Consider the following 18,581-nt stretch of genomic DNA (forward strand, 5'->3'; position numbering starts at 1 on the left):
GTGTGGAATCACAAGATAGGACCCCTAAATCGCATGATACAATCTTAGAATCGCAAAATGGAGTCTCCAAACCGCAAGATAGGTCCCCCAAATCGCAAGATCCCCCAAGATCCCCCAAAACCCCCAAGATAAAAAGTACAAACTCTAACAACTCCCACTCCAAACCCATTTTCTTATGTCCAAATAAGTACTTTTAAGCTTTATACCTTGTAGCTATAGTGCAGTATTCAGTATAATAGGTTGATGGGTATTCGTATTAGTTACGAAGGAAAGAAAGGAGCGTCTTCTTATGAACGAAGAATCGCGTTTACAAAGTACACAAGTAAAGGAACCTAATTCTCCGGACAAAAAATCCGAGAAGGATTATAGCCAATATTTTCAATCAGTTTATACTCCACCTTCCTTAAAAGAAGCAAAAAAACGAGGAAAAGAAGAAGTTGCTTACCATAATGACTTTTCTATTGCCGAGCAATTTAAAGGAATGGGGCAAAACCGTAAATTTTATATTCGTACGTATGGCTGCCAAATGAATGAGCATGATACAGAAGTTATGGCTGGTATTTTCATGCAACTTGGATATGAGCCTACTGACACTGTGGATGATGCAAATGTTATTTTACTTAATACATGTGCTATTCGTGAAAATGCGGAAAACAAAGTATTCGGTGAGCTAGGCCATTTAAAACACTTAAAACAAAACAATCCAGACGTATTAATCGGTGTATGTGGATGTATGTCCCAAGAAGAATCCGTCGTCAATAAAATATTAAAAACCTATAATCAAGTAGATATGATTTTTGGAACGCATAATATTCACCGCCTACCTAATATTCTAAACGAAGCTTACCTTTCCAAAGAAATGGTCGTAGAAGTTTGGTCTAAAGAAGGCGATGTTATTGAAAACTTGCCACGAGTGAGAAAAGGTTCGATTAAAGCTTGGGTAAATATTATGTACGGTTGCGATAAATTCTGTACGTACTGTATCGTTCCTTATACAAGAGGAAAAGAACGTAGCCGTCGTCCTGAGGATATTATTCAAGAAATTAGACATCTTGCTGCACAAGGCTATAAAGAAGTGACACTACTTGGTCAAAACGTTAATGCATACGGCAAAGACTTCGAAGACTTAGATTATCGTTTTGGTGATTTAATGGATGATCTTCGCAAGATTGATGTAGCTCGTATTCGTTTCATGACAAGTCATCCTAGAGACTTTGATGATCATTTAATCGAAGTACTTGCAAAAGGCGGTAACTTAGTAGATCACATTCATTTACCAGTTCAATCAGGGTCTTCTGATATACTCAAAATAATGGCTCGTAAATATTCCAGAGAGCATTATTTAGAGCTAGTTCGTAAGATTAAAGATGCTATTCCAAATGTATCTTTAACAACGGATATTATTGTTGGATTCCCGAACGAAACGGATGAGCAATTTGAAGAAACGATGTCTTTATATAAAGAAGTAGGCTTTGAAATTGCTTATACGTATATTTATTCTCCACGAGAAGGTACTCCAGCTGCAAAAATGGTTGATAATGTACCGATGGAAGTGAAAAAAGAACGTCTCCAACGTTTAAATAAATTAGTAAATGATATGTCTGCAGAAGCAATGAAAAAATACGAAGGTCAAATTGTAGAGGTACTTGTAGAAGGGGAAAGTAAAAATAACCCGGATGTACTTGCAGGATATACACCGAAGAGTAAGCTAGTTAACTTTGTTGGACCAAAAGAAATCATTGGTCAGCTAGTCCAAGTAAAAATTACAGATGCTAAAACTTGGTCACTTACTGGAGAACTAGTAGAAGTACAAAAAGAACAAGAGGTGGGAATATAATGACTACTAAATATACTAGAGACGATATTATTGAAAAAGCAAAAGAAATCGCGACAATGATTGCCAATACAGAAGAAGTAGATTTCTTTAAACGTGCAGAAGCACAAATTAACGAAAATCAAACAGTGCGTGAAAAAATTGCTAGTCTGAAAAGCTTGCAAAAACAAGCAGTAAACTTTCAACACCTAGGGAAAGAAAAAGCACTTAAAATGATTGAAGGTAAAATCGAAGCAATTGAAGCAGAAATTGATGAGCTTCCAATTGTACAAGAGTTCAAGCAATCACAAGGTGATGTAAATAGCCTTTTACAACTAGTTGCAAACTCTATTTCTAATAATGTAACAAACCAAATTATCGAAGCAACTGATGGCGATCTACTAAGAGGCGAAACTGGCTCGAAAGTAAAAAATACGACATATGATAGTTGTTCTTAATAAATAATTGAAGAAAAAGGCATACAAAATCTGAAAAGATTTGTGTGCCTTTTTTATTTTGTGAGTTAATAATTATGTAATATATTATATATAATAGTCTAATAATGCCCAATTTACGTAATAGGTTGACAATTACATAGAGCTTTATGATAGAATTATAACGAACATGGGGAAATATATATATAAGGGGAGAAATTTGAATGAAGAAAAAGCAATTGAATTTGCTAGTACTACTAAGCTTATTTGCATTATTAGTATTAGCAGCTTGTGGTTCTACAGATAGTGGCTCTTCAGACAGCTCAACTGATAGCAAGTCTGGCGAGGAAACTGGTAAAAAGAAAGAGGATTATAAGTTTTTAAGCATATTAACAGGTGGAGTACAAGGAACTTATTATCCGCTTGGTGGTACATTCGCAGATCTAATCAGTAAAGAAACTGGTATTAAAACAACAGCAGAAGTTTCACAAGCGTCTGCAGCTAACATGACTGCTTTACAAGAAGGTACACAAGAAATAGCATTTGTTCAAACAGATATTGCCTATTATGCAACGGAAGGCAAGTTCATGTTTGAAGGTAACAAAATCGATACCATTTCTGCACTTGGATCCCTATATCCGGAGACTGTTCAATTAGTAACGACAGATAAAACAGGTATAAAATCATTTGCAGATTTAAAAGGAAAGAAAATATCTGTAGGTGCTCCAGGTTCAGGAACTTATGCAAATGCAGAACAATTACTTGAAATCCATGGAATTACGATGGATGATATTGAACCACAAAATTTAGATTTTGGTGAATCTCAAGATAGTTTACAAGCTGGGCAAATCGATGCTGCATTTATTACAGCTGGTACACCAACTGGAGCTGTTGAGGCATTAAATGCTGTAGCAAACGTTTTAATTATTCCAGTGGAAGATGTTAAAGCAGATGAATTGATCGAGAAATATCCATATTATGCAAAAGATGTGGTGCCAGCAGGTACTTATGGTTTAACATCTGATGTGCCAACAGTTTCAGTTGGCGCAATGCTTGCAGTTAGCAATGAACTTCCTGAAGACTTAGTTTATGAAATGACAAAAGCGATTTATGATAATGCTTCTAGTATTACTCATCCTAAGGGACAATATATTAAAGCAGAAACCGGTCTTGACGGCATTGGAATACCAGTTCATCCTGGTGCTCAGAAATACTTTGACGAAGTAAACAAATAATAGTAAATATGGGGGCCATGTTGCGCATGCTTCATGCCCCTTTTTAAATGGGGGAAAGAGAATGCAATTTTTTAAGGTGTTCGCGATTCTCTTAATTACCAGCAGTATAGCGCTTCTTGTTTTTTATCCATACAAACAAGCTTTTGTATTTACGGAAACTAGAACGGATGATGCATCTGTTCATTACATTCCCACTGGAGAAGATCAATCATTTCAAATTCGTTATACACATTCCATTCATAAAACAGATGTAGTGGAGACATACAAAATCATAAACAAGTCAAAAATTCAATTATTAAAAATGGTTTATACTGATTTAGCGATTGGGTTACCTGGATATGCAGAAGAAGGGCAAACATTTGAAGAAAAAGATGGTAAATATATTCTTACATATAATAATGAAGTGATTGACTCATTTACGATATTAATAGGGAATATTGATTTGGATTTAGTATTACAATATGAAAACAATGAAATAGACTTAAAGAAATCATTAGATCGTGGCAAATCATATTTAGTGGAAGTAAAAAAAATATCCATTTATCAACAAATGAAAGGAGAAAAAATGAATGACGGAAAAAAAGTTAGTTAATAACACTGAAGAAGAATTTAAGCAATTATCGGAAGAAGAACAACAAGAAATATTAAAAAAATATGATCCCGAGTCGAATACAAGGTCCGTTGAAGGAATTATGAAGACAGTCATATTTATAGGACTTCTTGCATTTTCTCTTTTCCAATTGTATACAGCAATTTGGGGGCAATATACAGCTTACTTACAGCGCTCCATCCATTTGGGATTTGCATTATCGCTTATCTTTTTATTGTTTCCTGCTCGTAGAAAACTACTTAAAAAGAAAACGATATCGTTCTATGATTATATCTTATCGCTTCTAGCGATTGGGGTTGGATTGTATTGGCCTTTGCAATATCAAGAATTAGTTTTTAGGGTAGGAAAGTTAACACAATTAGATTTTATCGTAGGGTTATTAGCTGTTCTATTGACACTGGAAGCTGCTCGTCGGGCAGTAGGAATGCCTATTACAATAATAGCGAGTGCATTTTTAGTTTATGGACTCCTGGGTCCTTATTTTCCTGGTTTTCTTGCCCATAGAGGACAGGATTTAGGTAGTCTAATCCATTTAATGTTCTTTACAACTGATGGAATATTGGGAACACCAATTAGTGTATCAGCAACGTTCATCTTTGTATTTTTACTATTTGGAGCGTTCCTTGTTAAAACAGGAGTAGGGCAATATTTCAATGATTTAGCTGTAACAATAGCTGGACGCTTAGTAGGTGGACCAGCAAAGGTTGCAATCTTCTCTAGTGCATTACAAGGGACGATATCCGGAAGTTCAGTTGCAAACGTAGTTACTTCAGGTTCATATACGATACCAATGATGAAAAAACTTGGTTATCGAAAAGAATTTGCTGGTGGAGTAGAAGCAGCTGCATCTACAGGAGGGCAACTGATGCCTCCAATTATGGGAGCAGCAGCATTTTTAATGGTCGAATTTATTGGTGGTATTACATATTGGGAAATTGCCAAAGCGGCAGCCATTCCGGCAATTTTGTACTTTACCGGCATTTGGATTATGACGCATTTTGAAGCGAAACGTGTAGGTTTAAAAGGCATGTCTAAAGAGGAAATGCCTGATCGTAAAGAGGTATTTAAAAAACTTTATCTTCTTATTCCGATTATAGCTATCATTGTGTTGATGTTTATCGGAGTACCAACGATGCAAGCAGCACTTTGGGGAATAGTAGCGGCTGTTGTATTTAGTGCTTTTGATAAACAAACAAGAATGGGCTTCAAGGATATAATTGAGGCATTAGTAGATGGTGCAAGGACAGCTCTAGCAGTTGCAGCGGCTACTGCAGCAGCCGGTATCATTGTAGGGGTAGTTGTAAAAACAGGTCTAGGATTAAGTTTAGCAAATGGTTTAATTTCTGCTTCTGGCGGAAATATCTTCTTGACTCTTATTTTTACAATGCTAGCTTCCATTGTACTAGGAATGGGATCACCAACGACAGCCAATTATGTAATTACTAGTACAATAGCAGCTCCGGCGATTATCACATTGCTAATGATCGATATGCCAGCAGGTTCAACGGTTCCTTTAGTTATCGCGTTATCGGCACATTTATTTGTATTCTATTTTGGTATTATTGCCGATATCACACCACCAGTAGCACTTGCCGCATTTGCTGCTTCAGGGGTATCAGGTGGAGATCCGATTAAAACAGGTGTAGTAGCAGCAAAATTAGCGATTGCTGCGTTTATCATTCCGTATATGATTATTTTCTCGCCTGCTTTATTAATGATGGACACGACTTTCCTAGAAATTGTCTGGGTTGTTTTTACTGCCATTACGGGTATGATAGCTATTGGTGCAGGTATGATTGGATACTGGTATCGCAAGGTTACATGGATTGAAAGAATTTTCGCGGTTGGGGCTGGATTATTACTAATCTATCCTGAAAGTTTTTCGGATATTGCAGGATTAGTGATTTTCGCCATACTATTAGCCATCCAATTGTTCACACGTGAAAAAGGAGATTCGTCTAAAAAAGCAGTGGTAGCTTAATGTAAAAGAAAAATAGCAATCTAATTAGAGACATAATTCGCATGCGGATTATGTCTCTTTAACGTTCATTTTAATAGCAAATCTGTGTTGAAGGCACTGTAAAAATTTTGTATGCGATATTTTCAACTATTATTTAGTAACTGTTATAATAAAAGAATGAAGAATAATAGAAAAGGGGATTATGAATGTCACTCAAGTTTATACAAGCGGAAAAGCAAGTATATGATTCCATCGTATTTCCTGCTTTTGATTTAACGATTGCTGGTGGGGAAGTTACCGCCATTTGTTCGACAGTGAATATAAGAGAGCAGCTTATCGAAATAATTTTAGGAAGAAGTTTATTATCCAATGGGGAAATTCAATATGCCGATGAAAAAAAGTTGGCCTTCTTTTTCTTGCATGAAGGCTTGCACGAACGTCTTTCAGTGCAAGAATTTCTAAAATTTTTCCATCAATTGTATCAATCCAAACAATCAATCGAAGAGATTACTCGTTTAGTACAGTTGGATTCGAAGAAAAATAAGAAAATAAAAGATCTTACATATTCCGAAAAAAAACGTGCTCAGTTAGCTTACATACTGATTCAAAATGCGGAAACTTACATAATGGAAGAACCTGATCAAAACTTGGACGTTGAATCGAAACGAATATTTATCGCTGTTTTTAACGAGCTTCGAAAGTTGCATAAAACAGTGCTTGTTTTAACAAGTCACTTAGAAACAGCAGTAACGGTTGCAGATAAAATTGTTCGCTTGGATGACAAAGGACTTCAAATAGTCCAAACCGAAGAAGAGCATCCAGAGGAACTCCAAAACGAAAACGGAAAAGAAAGTGAAGCCGAAGAAAAAATTGTACAACCAATCCGATTTGAAAAAATCCCAACGAAAGTAAATGAAAAAATCGTGCTATTTGATCCACCGGAAATTGACTATATTGAAAGTACGGAAGGGCAAACTATTTTACATATAAAAGGAGAAAGCTTTCCATGTACGTTTACGCTAAATGAATTAGAGGAGCGATTATATCCATTTGGATTTTTCCGATGTCACCGTTCCTATATCGTGAATTTACAAAAAGTTCGGGAAGTAATTACGTGGACGAGAAATAGTTATAGCCTCGTACTCGATGATGTACTAAAATCGTCCGTTCCCTTATCCAAAACGAAAATGGCGGATTTAAAGGGAATGTTGGGCCTCAAATAAGCTCCATTCACCCCAGAAATGACTCCTTTCACCGGAAATATGCTGTTTTCTATATAAAAACCGCTTAATGTTAGTTGTGTAGAAACGAAACAGACAACTAACCATTTAGGAGGATGAATATGGAAAACGCAATTGAAGTGAAAGGTTTAGCAAAATATTTTGCTAATTTTAAAGCAATTGAAGGGGTCGATTTTGAAGTAAAAAAAGGAGAAATTTTTGGCTTTCTTGGACCTAGTGGCTCGGGAAAAACAACAACCATTAAAATATTAACTGGTCAACTAGATCCAACAGAAGGAGAAGCATTTGTTTTTGGGGAAAATGTTTCCCATCTAAAAAATCCAAAAGCACGCAAACGTTTCGGCGTACTAACAGATAATAGTGGCCTATATGGAAGATTGACCATTTATGAGAACTTAAAATTATATTGCGAGCTATATGATCTCCCACTCTCTAAAATTGATGAGGCTATTGGATTCGTTAATTTAAAAGAAGAGAGCAAGAAAAAAGTGGCTACTTTATCAAAAGGGATGACACAGCGTGTCGTTTTAGCAAGGGCAATTTTGCATGAACCAGAGCTATTATTTCTAGATGAACCAACCTCTGCACTGGACCCAGTAAATACGCTTCATATTTATGAGGGATTACGTGCGCTCAATAAAAAAGGAACGACCATTTTTTTAACGACGCATGATATGCAAGAAGCGGATACACTGTGTAATCGCGTTGCCTTTTTAAACAAAGGAAAGATCCGTCTGCTCGATCAACCAAACAAATTAAAAAAGCAATATGCGGATGCCACTATTACCGTAGAATTAACGAACGATGAAAAAAGACAGCTTCGTAGAGATGCAGCTGGAGCAGAAGAAATGTACCAATTAATGAAAGATAATCGAGTGGTAACGGTACATTCCAACGAACCAACATTAGGGGATATTTTTGTGAAAGTAACGGGAGGGGAATTGGTATGACATTTTCATGGAAGCGTGTAAACGCAATACTTCAAAAGGATTTTAAAGACTTTTCTAGAAACTCGGCTGTTTCCATCATCATTTTTTTACCGATTATTTTGGCTGCAATTTACGGAAGGATGGGAATCGATTCGCTTCAAGTCCATTTTATGACTATTAATATGGCGTTTGCAATGGTTGGAACATATGTACAATGTTGTTTAATAGCAGAAGAAAAAGAGAAGAACACGCTACGAGGACTTATGCTATCACCTGCAAGTACGCTTGAAATTCTTGGTGGGAAAAGCCTGCTAACTTTTGTATTAACAATTGTTGTTGTATTTTTTAGTGCGTATTTATCTGAATATAGACCGGCAAGTATGGGGATTGTTGCATTCGCGATTATTTTATCGACCTTATTTTATATTGGAATGGGTACGTTATTAGGGCTTGTTGCAAAGTCTGTAATGGAGTCGTCTGTTATTGTGTTACCAGTTATTGGAGTATTTACAATGGGTTCATTTATAACTGCATGGACGGAGAAATATCCAATATTAAAAGTCGCAGAATTTTTACCGAACATACAATTATTCGAACTGGCAGAAGCAGTAGAGCAAGGAGCAGGTTTTGTTCAAGTGTTTTCAGAGTTAGGAATCATCGGTATTTGGATTGTTGTGATCTTTGCATTGACGGTGGTTGTATATCGGAAGCGTATGGTGGATTAAATGATCGCTTAGAATTTATTGGATAGGGGCTTCGGATTTACCGCGTTCGCAGTGGGTATTGTAAGGATAATGGATGCAAGCGTTTGTTAACTATATATCTTCATAGAAAAAGGTTTCGGAATAATACCATTCCGAAACCTTTTAAATGATTTAAGCTTGTGATTTATGGTGAAACGGACATTTCCCTTGAATTGGCTCAATATCATCGCCAATAAAGAATTGCTTCCATTCGTTATGCGTGGGATCGCCGAAGTGGCCGATATCTGGATGCTTCGGTAGCTGATCCCAAGCTTCTACACGTTTCCGGACTTTTTCACGTGACATAATACCACCTTTTTCAGTTCCTTCTAATCCTTTAAATATTTTACGTGGCTGGAATCCAAGAACCATTGCATTTCCTAGATCACGTGTCTTTCGCTTTTTGTAGGCAGGAGTGTTTCCGAACACGAAGATTGGCTCTCCATTGAAACGGAAATCCCATAAATAATGATCAGGATCACGTGGACTGTCTTCCGGCCATTCCACTTCGTCGACGTCATGTAAGTATTGGAGGATTTCCCAAAATTGCTTTCGGTAATCGTCGATAGAACCCTCCTGTTCAAAAGGTTCTACAAATACAAAAAGACCATGTCTTTTATAGTTTGGTAATTTAAATAAATCTAGAAAGCCTGCTACTGCAGAAGGTAGATTACTCCAGTCATCTTGCGTGATATAAGCATAGCGGAGTTCGCCTTTCAGTTCCCCACTCATTCCAAAAAAGCATGGAAACGTTTTATCTGTTACTGTATTATGAAATGTTTCATATTCCTTATAAAGCCAACTAGGTAAGTCTGTTCTCGTATGAAAATCTTCTTTTGTTAATAATGCTTTTTCCTTTGTAATCACACAATCTCCTCCACTATCTTTATTCACATATATATGTTTATTCTTTACCCCATCCTAAATTTCCTGAAACAACAAGGTTAAATAAAATAAATTGCACAAAAAGGTTATGTAATGAAAAAAAGAGGGAATATAAAAAGAAGGAATAAAGAAATTGGAGGATTAATCATAGTGAAAATAATTCAAGATCAAATACATTGTCAAAATGAATATGGAACGCTCCAAAAAGTCGTTCTATGTGAACCGCAATATATGGAAATTAAAGAAGTGATTAATGATGTACAGAAAAAATATAAACATGATAATATTGACCGCTCACTTGCCATTTCCCAGCATCAGTTATTTGAACAAACTTTAAGAAATGCTGGTGTAGAAGTGATTAAACTAAAACCAAGTAAGAATCATCCTGAACAGGTCTTCACTAGAGATATTGGTTTTACTTTAGGAAATCGCTTTTTTATTTCCGAAATGGCGAATCCGATTCGTCAAGGTGAGGAGGAAATATTAGCCCAGTGGATGAACGAACATGGCCTTTCCTATATGGAGTTTTCCAATTATTCCATAGAAGGTGGAGATGTAATCATAGATGGAAATCGCGTGTTTATAGGAATCAGCGACCGTACGTGTCTGATGGCTGTGGAAGCTTTGCAGAAAGAATTACCGGAATTTGAGGTTATACCTATTCCTTTTAATTCAAAATACTTACATCTGGACTGTGTGTTCAATATTTTGTCCTCCGAAGATGCGTTAATTTATCCTGATGCGCTCGATCCGGAAATAGTGAACAGCCTGGCGAGTATGTACCATTTAATCGAAGTAAGTGAGAAAGAGCAATTCTCCATGGGTACGAATGTGTTATCTATTGGTCAAAATCGAGTGTTTAGTTTGCCAATAAATCAGGATGTGAATAATCAGTTGAGAAAGCATGGATATGAAGTGTTAGAGGTAGATTTTTCGGAAATCATTAAATCAGGTGGCTCGTTCCGTTGTTGTTCTATGCCATTTGTGCGACAATAATATGCAATTATATGAAACCAATTCCTCGATGTTATGATTTTCGCTTCATTCGGACGTTTTCCGCCGGGTAAGCGATGAGCCATTCCCGCCGCTTAGGACGCCTTTGGGATGGCTCATTTAGTTCTCGGAAGATAGTAGACGCCCTTCATTTAGGTATACTTCTACTTTTTGTTTTTCTTTTTTCGTCTCGTCCATACTTTCAGCTAATGTTTTTTCATCGTTTTGCGAATGAAAAAACAAAAAGGAAAGGATAACAATCCAAGCCAGTACTACTCCTAGCAAAGTAAGGGATTTCTTCTGCACTTCTTCCACCTCCAATTAATCAGGATGTTAATACATGATTATGCTTTGAAAAAATGAAAATTACAAAATACTTCTACCAGCCAATTATACCTTGAAATAAGTTTAGCAACACTATATTTGGGTAGGATAAATAAAGATGCAAGAAAAAACAGAGAGTCGTTCAAAAATTTCTATTTGAACGACTCTTTTGCGATGAAATGAGTCCGATGAAGAAAGGAGGAATTGCCTTTGACATGGGACATTCTTAACATTATTGGTACCATTGCATTTGCAATAAGTGGCGTGCTTATCGCTACAGAAGAGGATTATGATTTGTTCGGTATGTATGTACTAGGGTTTATGACCGCATTCGGTGGAGGTCTTATTCGAAATATATTAATCGGGATACCAATTGAAGACTTTTGGATGCAAGGACATTTATTTGAAATAGCCTTTTTAGCTATTACGATCGCTTATATATTGCCGAATAAATGGATTGTCAAATGGAAAAATGCCGTAGTATTTTTTGATGCAATCGGATTAGCTGCGTTCGCCATTCAAGGGGCAAATTATGCGGTGTCAATCCATGCGCCGTTAATGGTAGTAATAATAGCAGCTTCCATGACGGGTACAGGCGGGGGAATGATAAGAGATGTGTATGCTGGTCGAAAACCGTTGATTTTTAGTTCTGGAATTTATGCTTTATGGGCCGTACTAGCAGGTCTAGTCATTGGTCTAGGGTTAGTACGTGCGCCTTATTCTACGTTTTCGCTTTTAATAATAATAGTGATATTAAGGATGCTATCCGTCTATTTTAATTGGAATCTTCCACGTAAGGCATATAACAAAATAGAATAGACAACTGAGGATAAAGGGTTGCTTAGGCAGCTCTTTTTCTTATTGTCCAAATATCGATATTTAGAAATTTCCGAAACTTTATTTTCCTCTATTCGTAAGTATTGTAAAGGAGTTGATTTGCTTGTTAGTCCTCGCAGATATCTTAATGGCTATTTATGTTGGTGTCATGATTATTTCTTCGGCTTCCTATTTTCGTCATCTTGCTAAAACCAAGAAAAGAAGAAAATTATCCACTTATGAATATGCTATGTACATAATAATTCAGATTGCGTATTTGTTATTTGCAATCGGCCTATTAATTTCTGTTTTTGTTGGTTGATAAATAAGAATCTTGAGGTGATAAGGTGTCGATAAAAGGGATTAACCATTTATTGTTTTCCGTTTCGAATTTAGATAATTCGATTGATTTTTATAAAAATGTGTTGGAAGCCAAATTGTTAGTGAAAGGTAAGTCTACTGGCTATTTCGATTTGAATGGAATGTGGCTTGCACTCAATGAAGAGAAAGATATACCTCGTAATGAAATAAGTCAATCATACACACATATAGCTTTTACTGTTGATGTAGCTGAATTTGATAAAATGTATGAGAAACTGAAAAAATGGAATGTAAATATCTTACCGGGACGTTCAAGAGATGAAAGAGATAAGAAATCTATCTATTTTACTGACCCAGATGGCCATAAGTTTGAGTTTCACACAGGAACATTGCTAGATAGAATGCACTATTATAAATCAGAAAAAGCGCATATGGAATTTTTTGATTAAAAGTTCTCTTTGCAATAACTAATGTAATTTTAAATATTCAGAAATTATGTATACTAATAGTTGAGTGAACGCTCAATCAAAGTTTGAGAGGGAATAGCTTTTGACCACATCATCTATTTATATCGTTGTTATAGCGACCTTTGGAGTCTCGCTTGTTGTTAGTGGACTGATGGTTATTTTTCGGAAAGACAAAAGGGGTATTCATGATTTCATTGACGGGACTATGTTACTAGTGAATAAATAATTAAAAAATCAAGAAGATTTAGATGAATCATTTAACCTATTACACTTAAAGTAAAGCTGCTTTTTGGTTGATTAAGGGGGTATTTTGTGATTTGGATAGAGTTATCATTATTTATGTTGTTTGTATTTATATTAAATCTAATAGTTAAGTTTCTTTTGAGAAGATTAATGAAAATCGAGAAAGAAAATAAACCTTTTTTTTCTTACAACCACATAAACGCATTGCATAGAAAAATTGATTGGTTTATCAGAATTACTTCTGCTATTGCATTAATTGTTATCAATTGCTTAATCATACTTGAAAGTTATTCGATAAACCTGTTATTAATTGCAACATTTTTCTTCATTCTATTAGATTACGCAGTAAGGGCATTGTTTGAGTGTAAATATTCGCAGAATCCCAAACAATATATTCTAACAATTAGTGAAGGGATTTTATTTTTAACTGCCATTATTATTATGTTTGATTATTTACTTATTAAATTATCATAATTGAGAACGTCATTTTTGTATCATTTTCTGTGGTCTATTTTCATATAAAGGACAGGAATTTAAAATTATATCATTTTTCGATGAATTATTGGAATATGCAAGAACAATTAGGGAGAATCCAGAACTTGATAAAATAGCTATCTATACAGAGTATGTTTGGGGAAGAGGCTAATGTGTTAGAAGAATTAAGCTTGAATGGCCAATCTATGAATTTTGTTATTTACGATAAATTGGTTTATGGTAATCCACGTAAAGATATCCCGAGTTTCTCGAATTACAAAATAGGCTATCAAATCACGGAAAACTTCATCGAAAATAATCCTGATATTTCTACATTGGAATGGACAAAAAAGAGTGCGAAAGAAATCGTTATGGGCAGTAAGTATAGTGATTTGCTCCAGTAGGTTATTCAACAAGTGGACAGATTTTTGAACCCACATAGTTATCTATGTTAACCTTAATAGAAATAGTGAAGGAATTAGTGCCCTAATGTTCCGATAAAAACTAATTTTTGATAGTAATAGAGGTGTTGCTTTGTGGTAATAACGTTACAAGAATTGCAGATGTATAGGAATTTTGATGAGCTTGCTAGTGATGTATTGGATCTTGCAAAAGAAATTTTGCCGGACAAATTGATTTATTTAACCTCCTTCAGTGATAAACAACAAATTATCCTAAAGCTTTCAAATGAAGATACAAGTATTCTCTTGACTGAAGGAATGGTTATAAACCTTAACGAAACGGTTTGTAATCGAATTGATTTTAAAAATAAACAACCATTAATCTATGAGGATATTAAGGATGGAACGTGTTCGGTCGATTTGAGAGATATTCTTGAAGAAGTCAATATTAAATCTTATCTGGGTATTCCTATTTCGCTTGTTAATGGGGAAAGGTTTGGGACATTATGTGTGGCACATCATGAGGAAAGCCAATTTGATAAGAAGAGTATAAATTTGCTTCAAAAAATAGCCAAGATGTTTGCTTATTATTTGGAACTAGAGCATTTTGCTTATAAAGACTCTTTGACTGGACTATACAACAGGCATTATCTCTCCAGGTATTTTGAGGATCACTCTAAAACTGGAGGAGTACTATTCTTTCTTGATATGGATGGGTTTAAAGAGGTAAATGATATACATGGTCACGATACTGGTGATCTGGTGTTAAAGGAAATCGCTATAAGACTTCAAAAGTTCGTTAATGAGCACCACGATGCCTTTGCAGTAAGACTAGGGGGAGATGAGTTTATCATCCATTTCGCTCAGCTATCCACTAGAGAGGAACTTAGTAAGCGAGCGGAATATGTACTTAACTGTTTGAGTGCATGGAATAACAAGTTTCAACTCTCCACTAGTATTGGAATAGTATCTTATCCTGTTGATAGTAATATCAATTTAAAAACGCTTCTTAAAAATGCAGACAATGCCTTATATCTTTCAAAAACAGCAGGAAAGAACTCTTATAAGTTTTTTAAAGAAAAAATTTAGGAAGGAGAAGAGGTAATCGAGAAGAAGAGCATAATCGCATTTATCATTTATTTTATAGTGACAAGTCTCTGCCTGTTCTACTTTTTTTACGATTCGAAAGAATACGAACGGATAAATTCCCTTTCTTATTTTGTACCAAATATACTAACGTTATTTTTAGTAACGTGTGGATATATTTTGTTTATGGCTTTTGGTGATAAAAAAGATAAAGAGATACTCTTTAAAATGATCGTTTGGTTCATAATTGGAATAGGGAGTAGCACTCTGTTATATGAATTCGTTAAACCGAGTTATACCTATGCTGAAGCAAAAGCAATAGTAGAGCAAAGATACGACACAGAGGTGATAGACAGTCATTTTACAACAATCACTCAAGTAGAATCCGGTAAAGAAGTCTACCGTATGAATGCAATTAAAGATTCAAAAGAAATCGAGTTAGTTTTTAATCCGTATACAAAGCAGATAATATTTCTTAAATAAAATTACTTAGAATTTTATTGGAGAAGGGAGTTCCTATTTAGGACGTTGAAATTTTCTGTATGAAATTATTTCTCTAGGATGAAGCTGCTGGGAGCAGTATAACTGGATGCACATTTAAATGTCAGTAAAGTTCTAGCCGAATTACGAATGGAATGGGTGACAAAAAGCCAACCCAAAATAGTTTAACAAAGAAGCCCTTTATGGAATGGAGCCGTAACAATGGTGAAACATGGGGAAAACTACCGGTTAATAATTATGTAACACACGCGTGGTTTGATGGGAATGATCAATTAAATATAGCTACGGAAAAAGAAATATGGTTAGGTATTACACCCAAAAGTAAAGGGACGAAAATTCTTTCATTAGACCACCCGATTGATAAAGTCGATTATTCAAGCAATAACCATATGGCTGTGCTCTCCAACGAAAGGATTTATTATACGACCAACCAAGGGGAGAGCTGGGAGCAAGCTGTTGTTCCTAAACCATTTTATAAGGTTCAAATAACAGATAGTGGTGACTTGCTAGTCCTCACAGGAAAAAGTAAGATTTTACAAAAGACAAATGATGGCTGGAACGAGATAGCTATGCCCAAATAATGATGAACCTTTAGATATAAAAGTCATTAATAATCAGCTATTCATTACCTCACAAAGTGGAATTCGGATTAGTGATCTTAAAGAGGAAAGTTGGAGAAAAGTTCAAATGGATGAAGTAATATTTCACTTTAATAAAAAAGGTGAAAAATTATTCGGTTATACTTACAGAGGGGAAGTTATTTATTCCATTCCCACAAAAGTTGAAAGAAAACCTGAAAAAGTGTCGGATGCTGTTGAGTTCGTCGTTTCGGACGTAGATAGTATTGGAGATATCCTCTGGATTGCCACGGTACCCGATTATTCGTGGAAAGAGATGAAGATACCGCAGAAATGATAAAATTTGAAGTGTAAATCCAAAAAGAACTTATTCTTACGAATAGTTCTTTTTTATTTCAAAAAAATGCATCTTTTTTGTACGTACACTTTCTAAGAGAAAGGACGGATAATAAACGAATTGGTTTCGATTCTATTGAATTGAAAAATGCACGTAAAAAACAGGGCAAAAAAAGGATTTAAACAAAAAATAGCGAATAAAAAGATTATTGCTATTTTAGGAGATGATTAATATAAATATGGTAATTTAGGAATTATCTGAATATGAGGTGGCGTTTGTAAGACGAGTTGGAAGCTATTTTGAACCACAGGATCATTGGAAAAAATTGATGTACTGGGCTAATGAAAATGCAATTTTTCCACCTCACCAATCATTTATAGGGATATCTTTAGAGAATCCGGAATTTGTGAAAAATGATCATTGTCGACACGATGCTTGTGTTACCATTCCTGCTAGTTTTGTTAAAGAAAAACATATTAGTATACAATTCAAAAATTTAGATGACGGACAGTATGCTTTGTATTCACTTTATGATGAGTCCGAAAAATTGAATTTAGCTTATAAATATATGTTGTACCGATAAAAAAGCGAATAGCTTAAACTATCGGGCAATTAGAGTGAAATGCTATGCTCTGAAAACTAACGAAAAAAGTTAACACAAACAAAGGAGAAGAGAAAATTGATAGATTATAACGGTCGTAGTTTTGTTTCCATTGAAAATACAGATAACGGTGAGGTTTCTTCTAAGACTATTTTTGATTACAAACAAGAGGGACATATCATCTCAGCAACATATGGTGGAGGGGAAATTGTAAAAGGGACATTGATCGGAGTAATAAAGGAAGACGGTTGCTTAGAATTTAGATATAACCACGTTAATAACAAAAATGAAATTAGAGGTGGACAATGTACTTCTACTCCAAAACTTTTACCAGATGGGCGAATTAGGTTATATGAAAATTGGAAATGGCTTGATTCGGAAGCTACTGAGGGAAATTCAATTATTGAGGAATTGAGTGTATCAAACGATTTTGATTAATTATTTATTATTAATGTGAAGTGTGCTTACGTTAAAGTTCATGGGTTGCTTAGGCAGCTCTTTTTTTCATATTAAGCTAACGAGGCAGGTAGTAGAAAATGTGATGAAATTTAATATGATAATCTTATATGTAGAACAATAAGTCAAGGAGAGGTGGAAAATGTTATTATGGCAGCTTTCATTATTTGTTTCCCTTGCAACTTTATTCGTTGGAGTTGCTAAAACGTCCTGGTTGTACTTACTGATTAGTACGATTACATTTATACCGATTGCATATTATTTTTCAGGAGCAAACAATGCTTGGAAATACGTTGGTTTGACTCCATTCTTTTTACTTTTTCTAACAATATTATTTTGGTTAATACATAAGAGGAAACGAAATCGTTTTTGGATAAAACGGAAGAATAAACACATTCAGTAGTCTATTTTGGTTAATTGGTAGTGATATCCCTAAGTTGTCTAAAGGTGATCAGGTTTTATTTCTGCTAATTCCTTTATTTAGCATCATTCTTGCCAAACAGGTTCTCTTAAAGTTCCGTAATGAATTGAAGTGAAAAATTCAATCTTGGAGGAAAACATGAAAAAACAGATGTTTATAATATTTATCTTCATATTAATTTTAGGAGGATGTAAGGAACCATCAATCCCATTATCGGAAAATAGTGAGGTAAATTATAAAGCCCAAATGGAACAGCTGGAAATGACAAATGAGCAAATGAAAATGAAAATATCTAATATGGAAAAGAAGAATGAGGAAGAAAAAGAAGCATTAAGGACAACGTTGAATTTAGCATTCCAACTTCTCACTGCAATAACTAATAAAGATTATGAGTACATTACATCCATTTCTTCCTCCAATATTCGAGTGAATATGGAAGAAAGCACTATCTATTCTACTGACTATAGCTATAGAATGAACGACAAGCATTATCTATTAGAAAACCTGGAGTATCGTTTTTATCAAATGGAAGACGACAAGCTGACAATTGGCTTCGCAAATTATTTTCCTGAGGGACATAGTACCATCAATATTGGATTTATAAAGCAGGATGGACAATGGCTATTCGATTATTTAGTGACTGATGCTTAACGCTGTGCAAATGATGAAGAGATAACCAGTTATGAAAGAGATTCTGATGTAGAATTAAGAG

23 protein-coding genes and 1 pseudogene are annotated in these 18,581 nt (G+C 35.1%); 22 read left to right on the plus strand and 2 right to left on the minus strand.

What is annotated here, in order from left to right:
- Positions 1-289 precede the first annotated feature (289 nt).
- From miaB to FG382_RS21250, 8 genes are all read left to right on the plus strand, one after another.
- Positions 290-1,837: a tRNA (N6-isopentenyl adenosine(37)-C2)-methylthiotransferase MiaB gene (gene miaB, locus FG382_RS21215; protein WP_142540855.1), complete on the plus strand. Its 1,548-nt coding sequence runs from the start codon at positions 290-292 to the stop codon at positions 1,835-1,837.
- A complete protein-coding gene (locus FG382_RS21220) occupies positions 1,837-2,271 on the plus strand; it encodes a YlbF/YmcA family competence regulator (RefSeq protein WP_142540856.1) in 435 nt (144 codons plus the stop codon). Before miaB ends, FG382_RS21220 begins: the two co-directional genes overlap by 1 nt.
- A 200-nt stretch (positions 2,272-2,471) precedes the next feature.
- On the plus strand, positions 2,472-3,482 hold the full coding sequence (locus FG382_RS21225; protein ID WP_142540857.1) for a TAXI family TRAP transporter solute-binding subunit: 1,011 nt from the start codon (positions 2,472-2,474) through the stop codon (positions 3,480-3,482).
- Positions 3,483-3,543: 61 nt separating this feature from the next.
- The gene (locus FG382_RS21230; protein ID WP_142540858.1) at positions 3,544-4,074 is read left to right on the plus strand and encodes a DUF1850 domain-containing protein; all 531 of its coding nucleotides are present in this window, start codon (positions 3,544-3,546) and stop codon (positions 4,072-4,074) included.
- Positions 4,052-6,073: a TRAP transporter permease gene (locus FG382_RS21235; protein ID WP_142540859.1), complete on the plus strand. Its 2,022-nt coding sequence runs from the start codon at positions 4,052-4,054 to the stop codon at positions 6,071-6,073. The genes FG382_RS21230 and FG382_RS21235 overlap by 23 nt, the downstream gene beginning before the upstream one ends.
- Positions 6,074-6,258: 185 nt before the next feature.
- The gene (locus FG382_RS21240) at positions 6,259-7,275 is read left to right on the plus strand and encodes a LytTR family transcriptional regulator DNA-binding domain-containing protein (protein WP_142540860.1); all 1,017 of its coding nucleotides are present in this window, start codon (positions 6,259-6,261) and stop codon (positions 7,273-7,275) included.
- Positions 7,276-7,394: 119 nt separating this feature from the next.
- Complete coding sequence (locus FG382_RS21245; RefSeq protein WP_142540861.1) at positions 7,395-8,243, plus strand: ABC transporter ATP-binding protein; 849 nt, start codon at positions 7,395-7,397, stop codon at positions 8,241-8,243.
- Entirely contained in the window at positions 8,240-8,947 is a 708-nt protein-coding gene (locus FG382_RS21250; RefSeq protein ID WP_142540862.1) for an ABC transporter permease, read from the plus strand. The genes FG382_RS21245 and FG382_RS21250 overlap by 4 nt, the downstream gene beginning before the upstream one ends.
- Positions 8,948-9,097: 150 nt before the next feature.
- Here the strand turns inward: FG382_RS21250 and FG382_RS21255 are convergent, their stop codons facing one another.
- Positions 9,098-9,832, minus strand: a complete 735-nt coding sequence (locus FG382_RS21255) for a YqcI/YcgG family protein (RefSeq protein ID WP_142540863.1) — start codon at positions 9,830-9,832, stop codon at positions 9,098-9,100.
- A 168-nt stretch (positions 9,833-10,000) separates the two neighbouring features.
- Here FG382_RS21255 and FG382_RS21260 point away from each other — a divergent pair, with 168 nt between their 5' ends.
- Positions 10,001-10,846, plus strand: coding sequence for a dimethylarginine dimethylaminohydrolase family protein (locus FG382_RS21260; protein WP_373287548.1), 846 nt, complete (start codon positions 10,001-10,003; stop codon positions 10,844-10,846).
- 117 nt (positions 10,847-10,963) lie between these two features.
- Here FG382_RS21260 and FG382_RS21265 read toward each other — a convergent pair whose 3' ends face one another.
- Entirely contained in the window at positions 10,964-11,149 is a 186-nt protein-coding gene (locus FG382_RS21265) for a hypothetical protein (protein ID WP_142540864.1), read from the minus strand.
- 228 nt (positions 11,150-11,377) lie between these two features.
- Between FG382_RS21265 and FG382_RS21270 the strand changes: the two genes are divergently transcribed.
- The 13 genes and pseudogenes from FG382_RS21270 (at position 11,378) to FG382_RS21335 (ending at position 18,520) form a co-directional block, all read left to right on the plus strand.
- Positions 11,378-11,986 carry a trimeric intracellular cation channel family protein gene (locus FG382_RS21270; protein ID WP_142540865.1) on the plus strand — a complete coding sequence of 203 codons (609 nt, stop codon included), beginning with the start codon at positions 11,378-11,380 and terminating at the stop codon, positions 11,984-11,986.
- A gap of 121 nt (positions 11,987-12,107) precedes the next feature.
- Positions 12,108-12,305, plus strand: coding sequence for a hypothetical protein (locus FG382_RS21275; RefSeq protein ID WP_142540866.1), 198 nt, complete (start codon positions 12,108-12,110; stop codon positions 12,303-12,305).
- 25 nt (positions 12,306-12,330) lie between these two features.
- Positions 12,331-12,753, plus strand: coding sequence for a FosM family fosfomycin resistance protein (gene fosM, locus FG382_RS21280; protein ID WP_142540867.1), 423 nt, complete (start codon positions 12,331-12,333; stop codon positions 12,751-12,753).
- Positions 12,754-13,110: 357 nt separating this feature from the next.
- Positions 13,111-13,488: a DUF4181 domain-containing protein gene (locus FG382_RS21290; protein WP_268238253.1), complete on the plus strand. Its 378-nt coding sequence runs from the start codon at positions 13,111-13,113 to the stop codon at positions 13,486-13,488.
- Between the two features lie 152 nt (positions 13,489-13,640).
- The gene (locus FG382_RS21295; protein ID WP_142540869.1) at positions 13,641-13,892 is read left to right on the plus strand and encodes a DUF2268 domain-containing putative Zn-dependent protease; all 252 of its coding nucleotides are present in this window, start codon (positions 13,641-13,643) and stop codon (positions 13,890-13,892) included.
- Positions 13,893-14,024: 132 nt separating this feature from the next.
- Positions 14,025-14,978 (plus strand): sensor domain-containing diguanylate cyclase, encoded by a 954-nt coding sequence (locus tag FG382_RS21300; protein ID WP_142540870.1) that lies wholly within the window; start codon positions 14,025-14,027, stop codon positions 14,976-14,978.
- 225 nt (positions 14,979-15,203) lie between these two features.
- Entirely contained in the window at positions 15,204-15,458 is a 255-nt protein-coding gene (locus FG382_RS21305; protein WP_142540871.1) for a PepSY domain-containing protein, read from the plus strand.
- Between the two features lie 200 nt (positions 15,459-15,658).
- Complete coding sequence (locus FG382_RS21310) at positions 15,659-16,057, plus strand: beta propeller repeat protein (RefSeq protein ID WP_142540872.1); 399 nt, start codon at positions 15,659-15,661, stop codon at positions 16,055-16,057.
- Between the two features lie 106 nt (positions 16,058-16,163).
- Positions 16,164-16,391, plus strand: coding sequence for a hypothetical protein (locus FG382_RS21315; protein WP_142540873.1), 228 nt, complete (start codon positions 16,164-16,166; stop codon positions 16,389-16,391).
- A gap of 253 nt (positions 16,392-16,644) precedes the next feature.
- Positions 16,645-16,962: pseudogene (locus FG382_RS21320) on the plus strand (GyrI-like domain-containing protein); the annotation flags it as partial.
- 108 nt (positions 16,963-17,070) lie between these two features.
- Entirely contained in the window at positions 17,071-17,430 is a 360-nt protein-coding gene (locus tag FG382_RS21325) for an avidin-fold protein (RefSeq protein WP_188713274.1), read from the plus strand.
- 160 nt (positions 17,431-17,590) lie between these two features.
- Positions 17,591-17,851 carry a hypothetical protein gene (locus FG382_RS21330; protein WP_142540875.1) on the plus strand — a complete coding sequence of 87 codons (261 nt, stop codon included), beginning with the start codon at positions 17,591-17,593 and terminating at the stop codon, positions 17,849-17,851.
- Between the two features lie 156 nt (positions 17,852-18,007).
- Entirely contained in the window at positions 18,008-18,520 is a 513-nt protein-coding gene (locus FG382_RS21335) for a hypothetical protein (RefSeq protein ID WP_142540876.1), read from the plus strand.
- Positions 18,521-18,581: the final 61 nt, after the last annotated feature.

Origin of the sequence: Psychrobacillus lasiicapitis (assembly GCF_006861795.1) — a bacterium.
GTDB classification, from domain to species: Bacteria; Bacillota; Bacilli; order Bacillales_A; family Planococcaceae; genus Psychrobacillus; species Psychrobacillus lasiicapitis.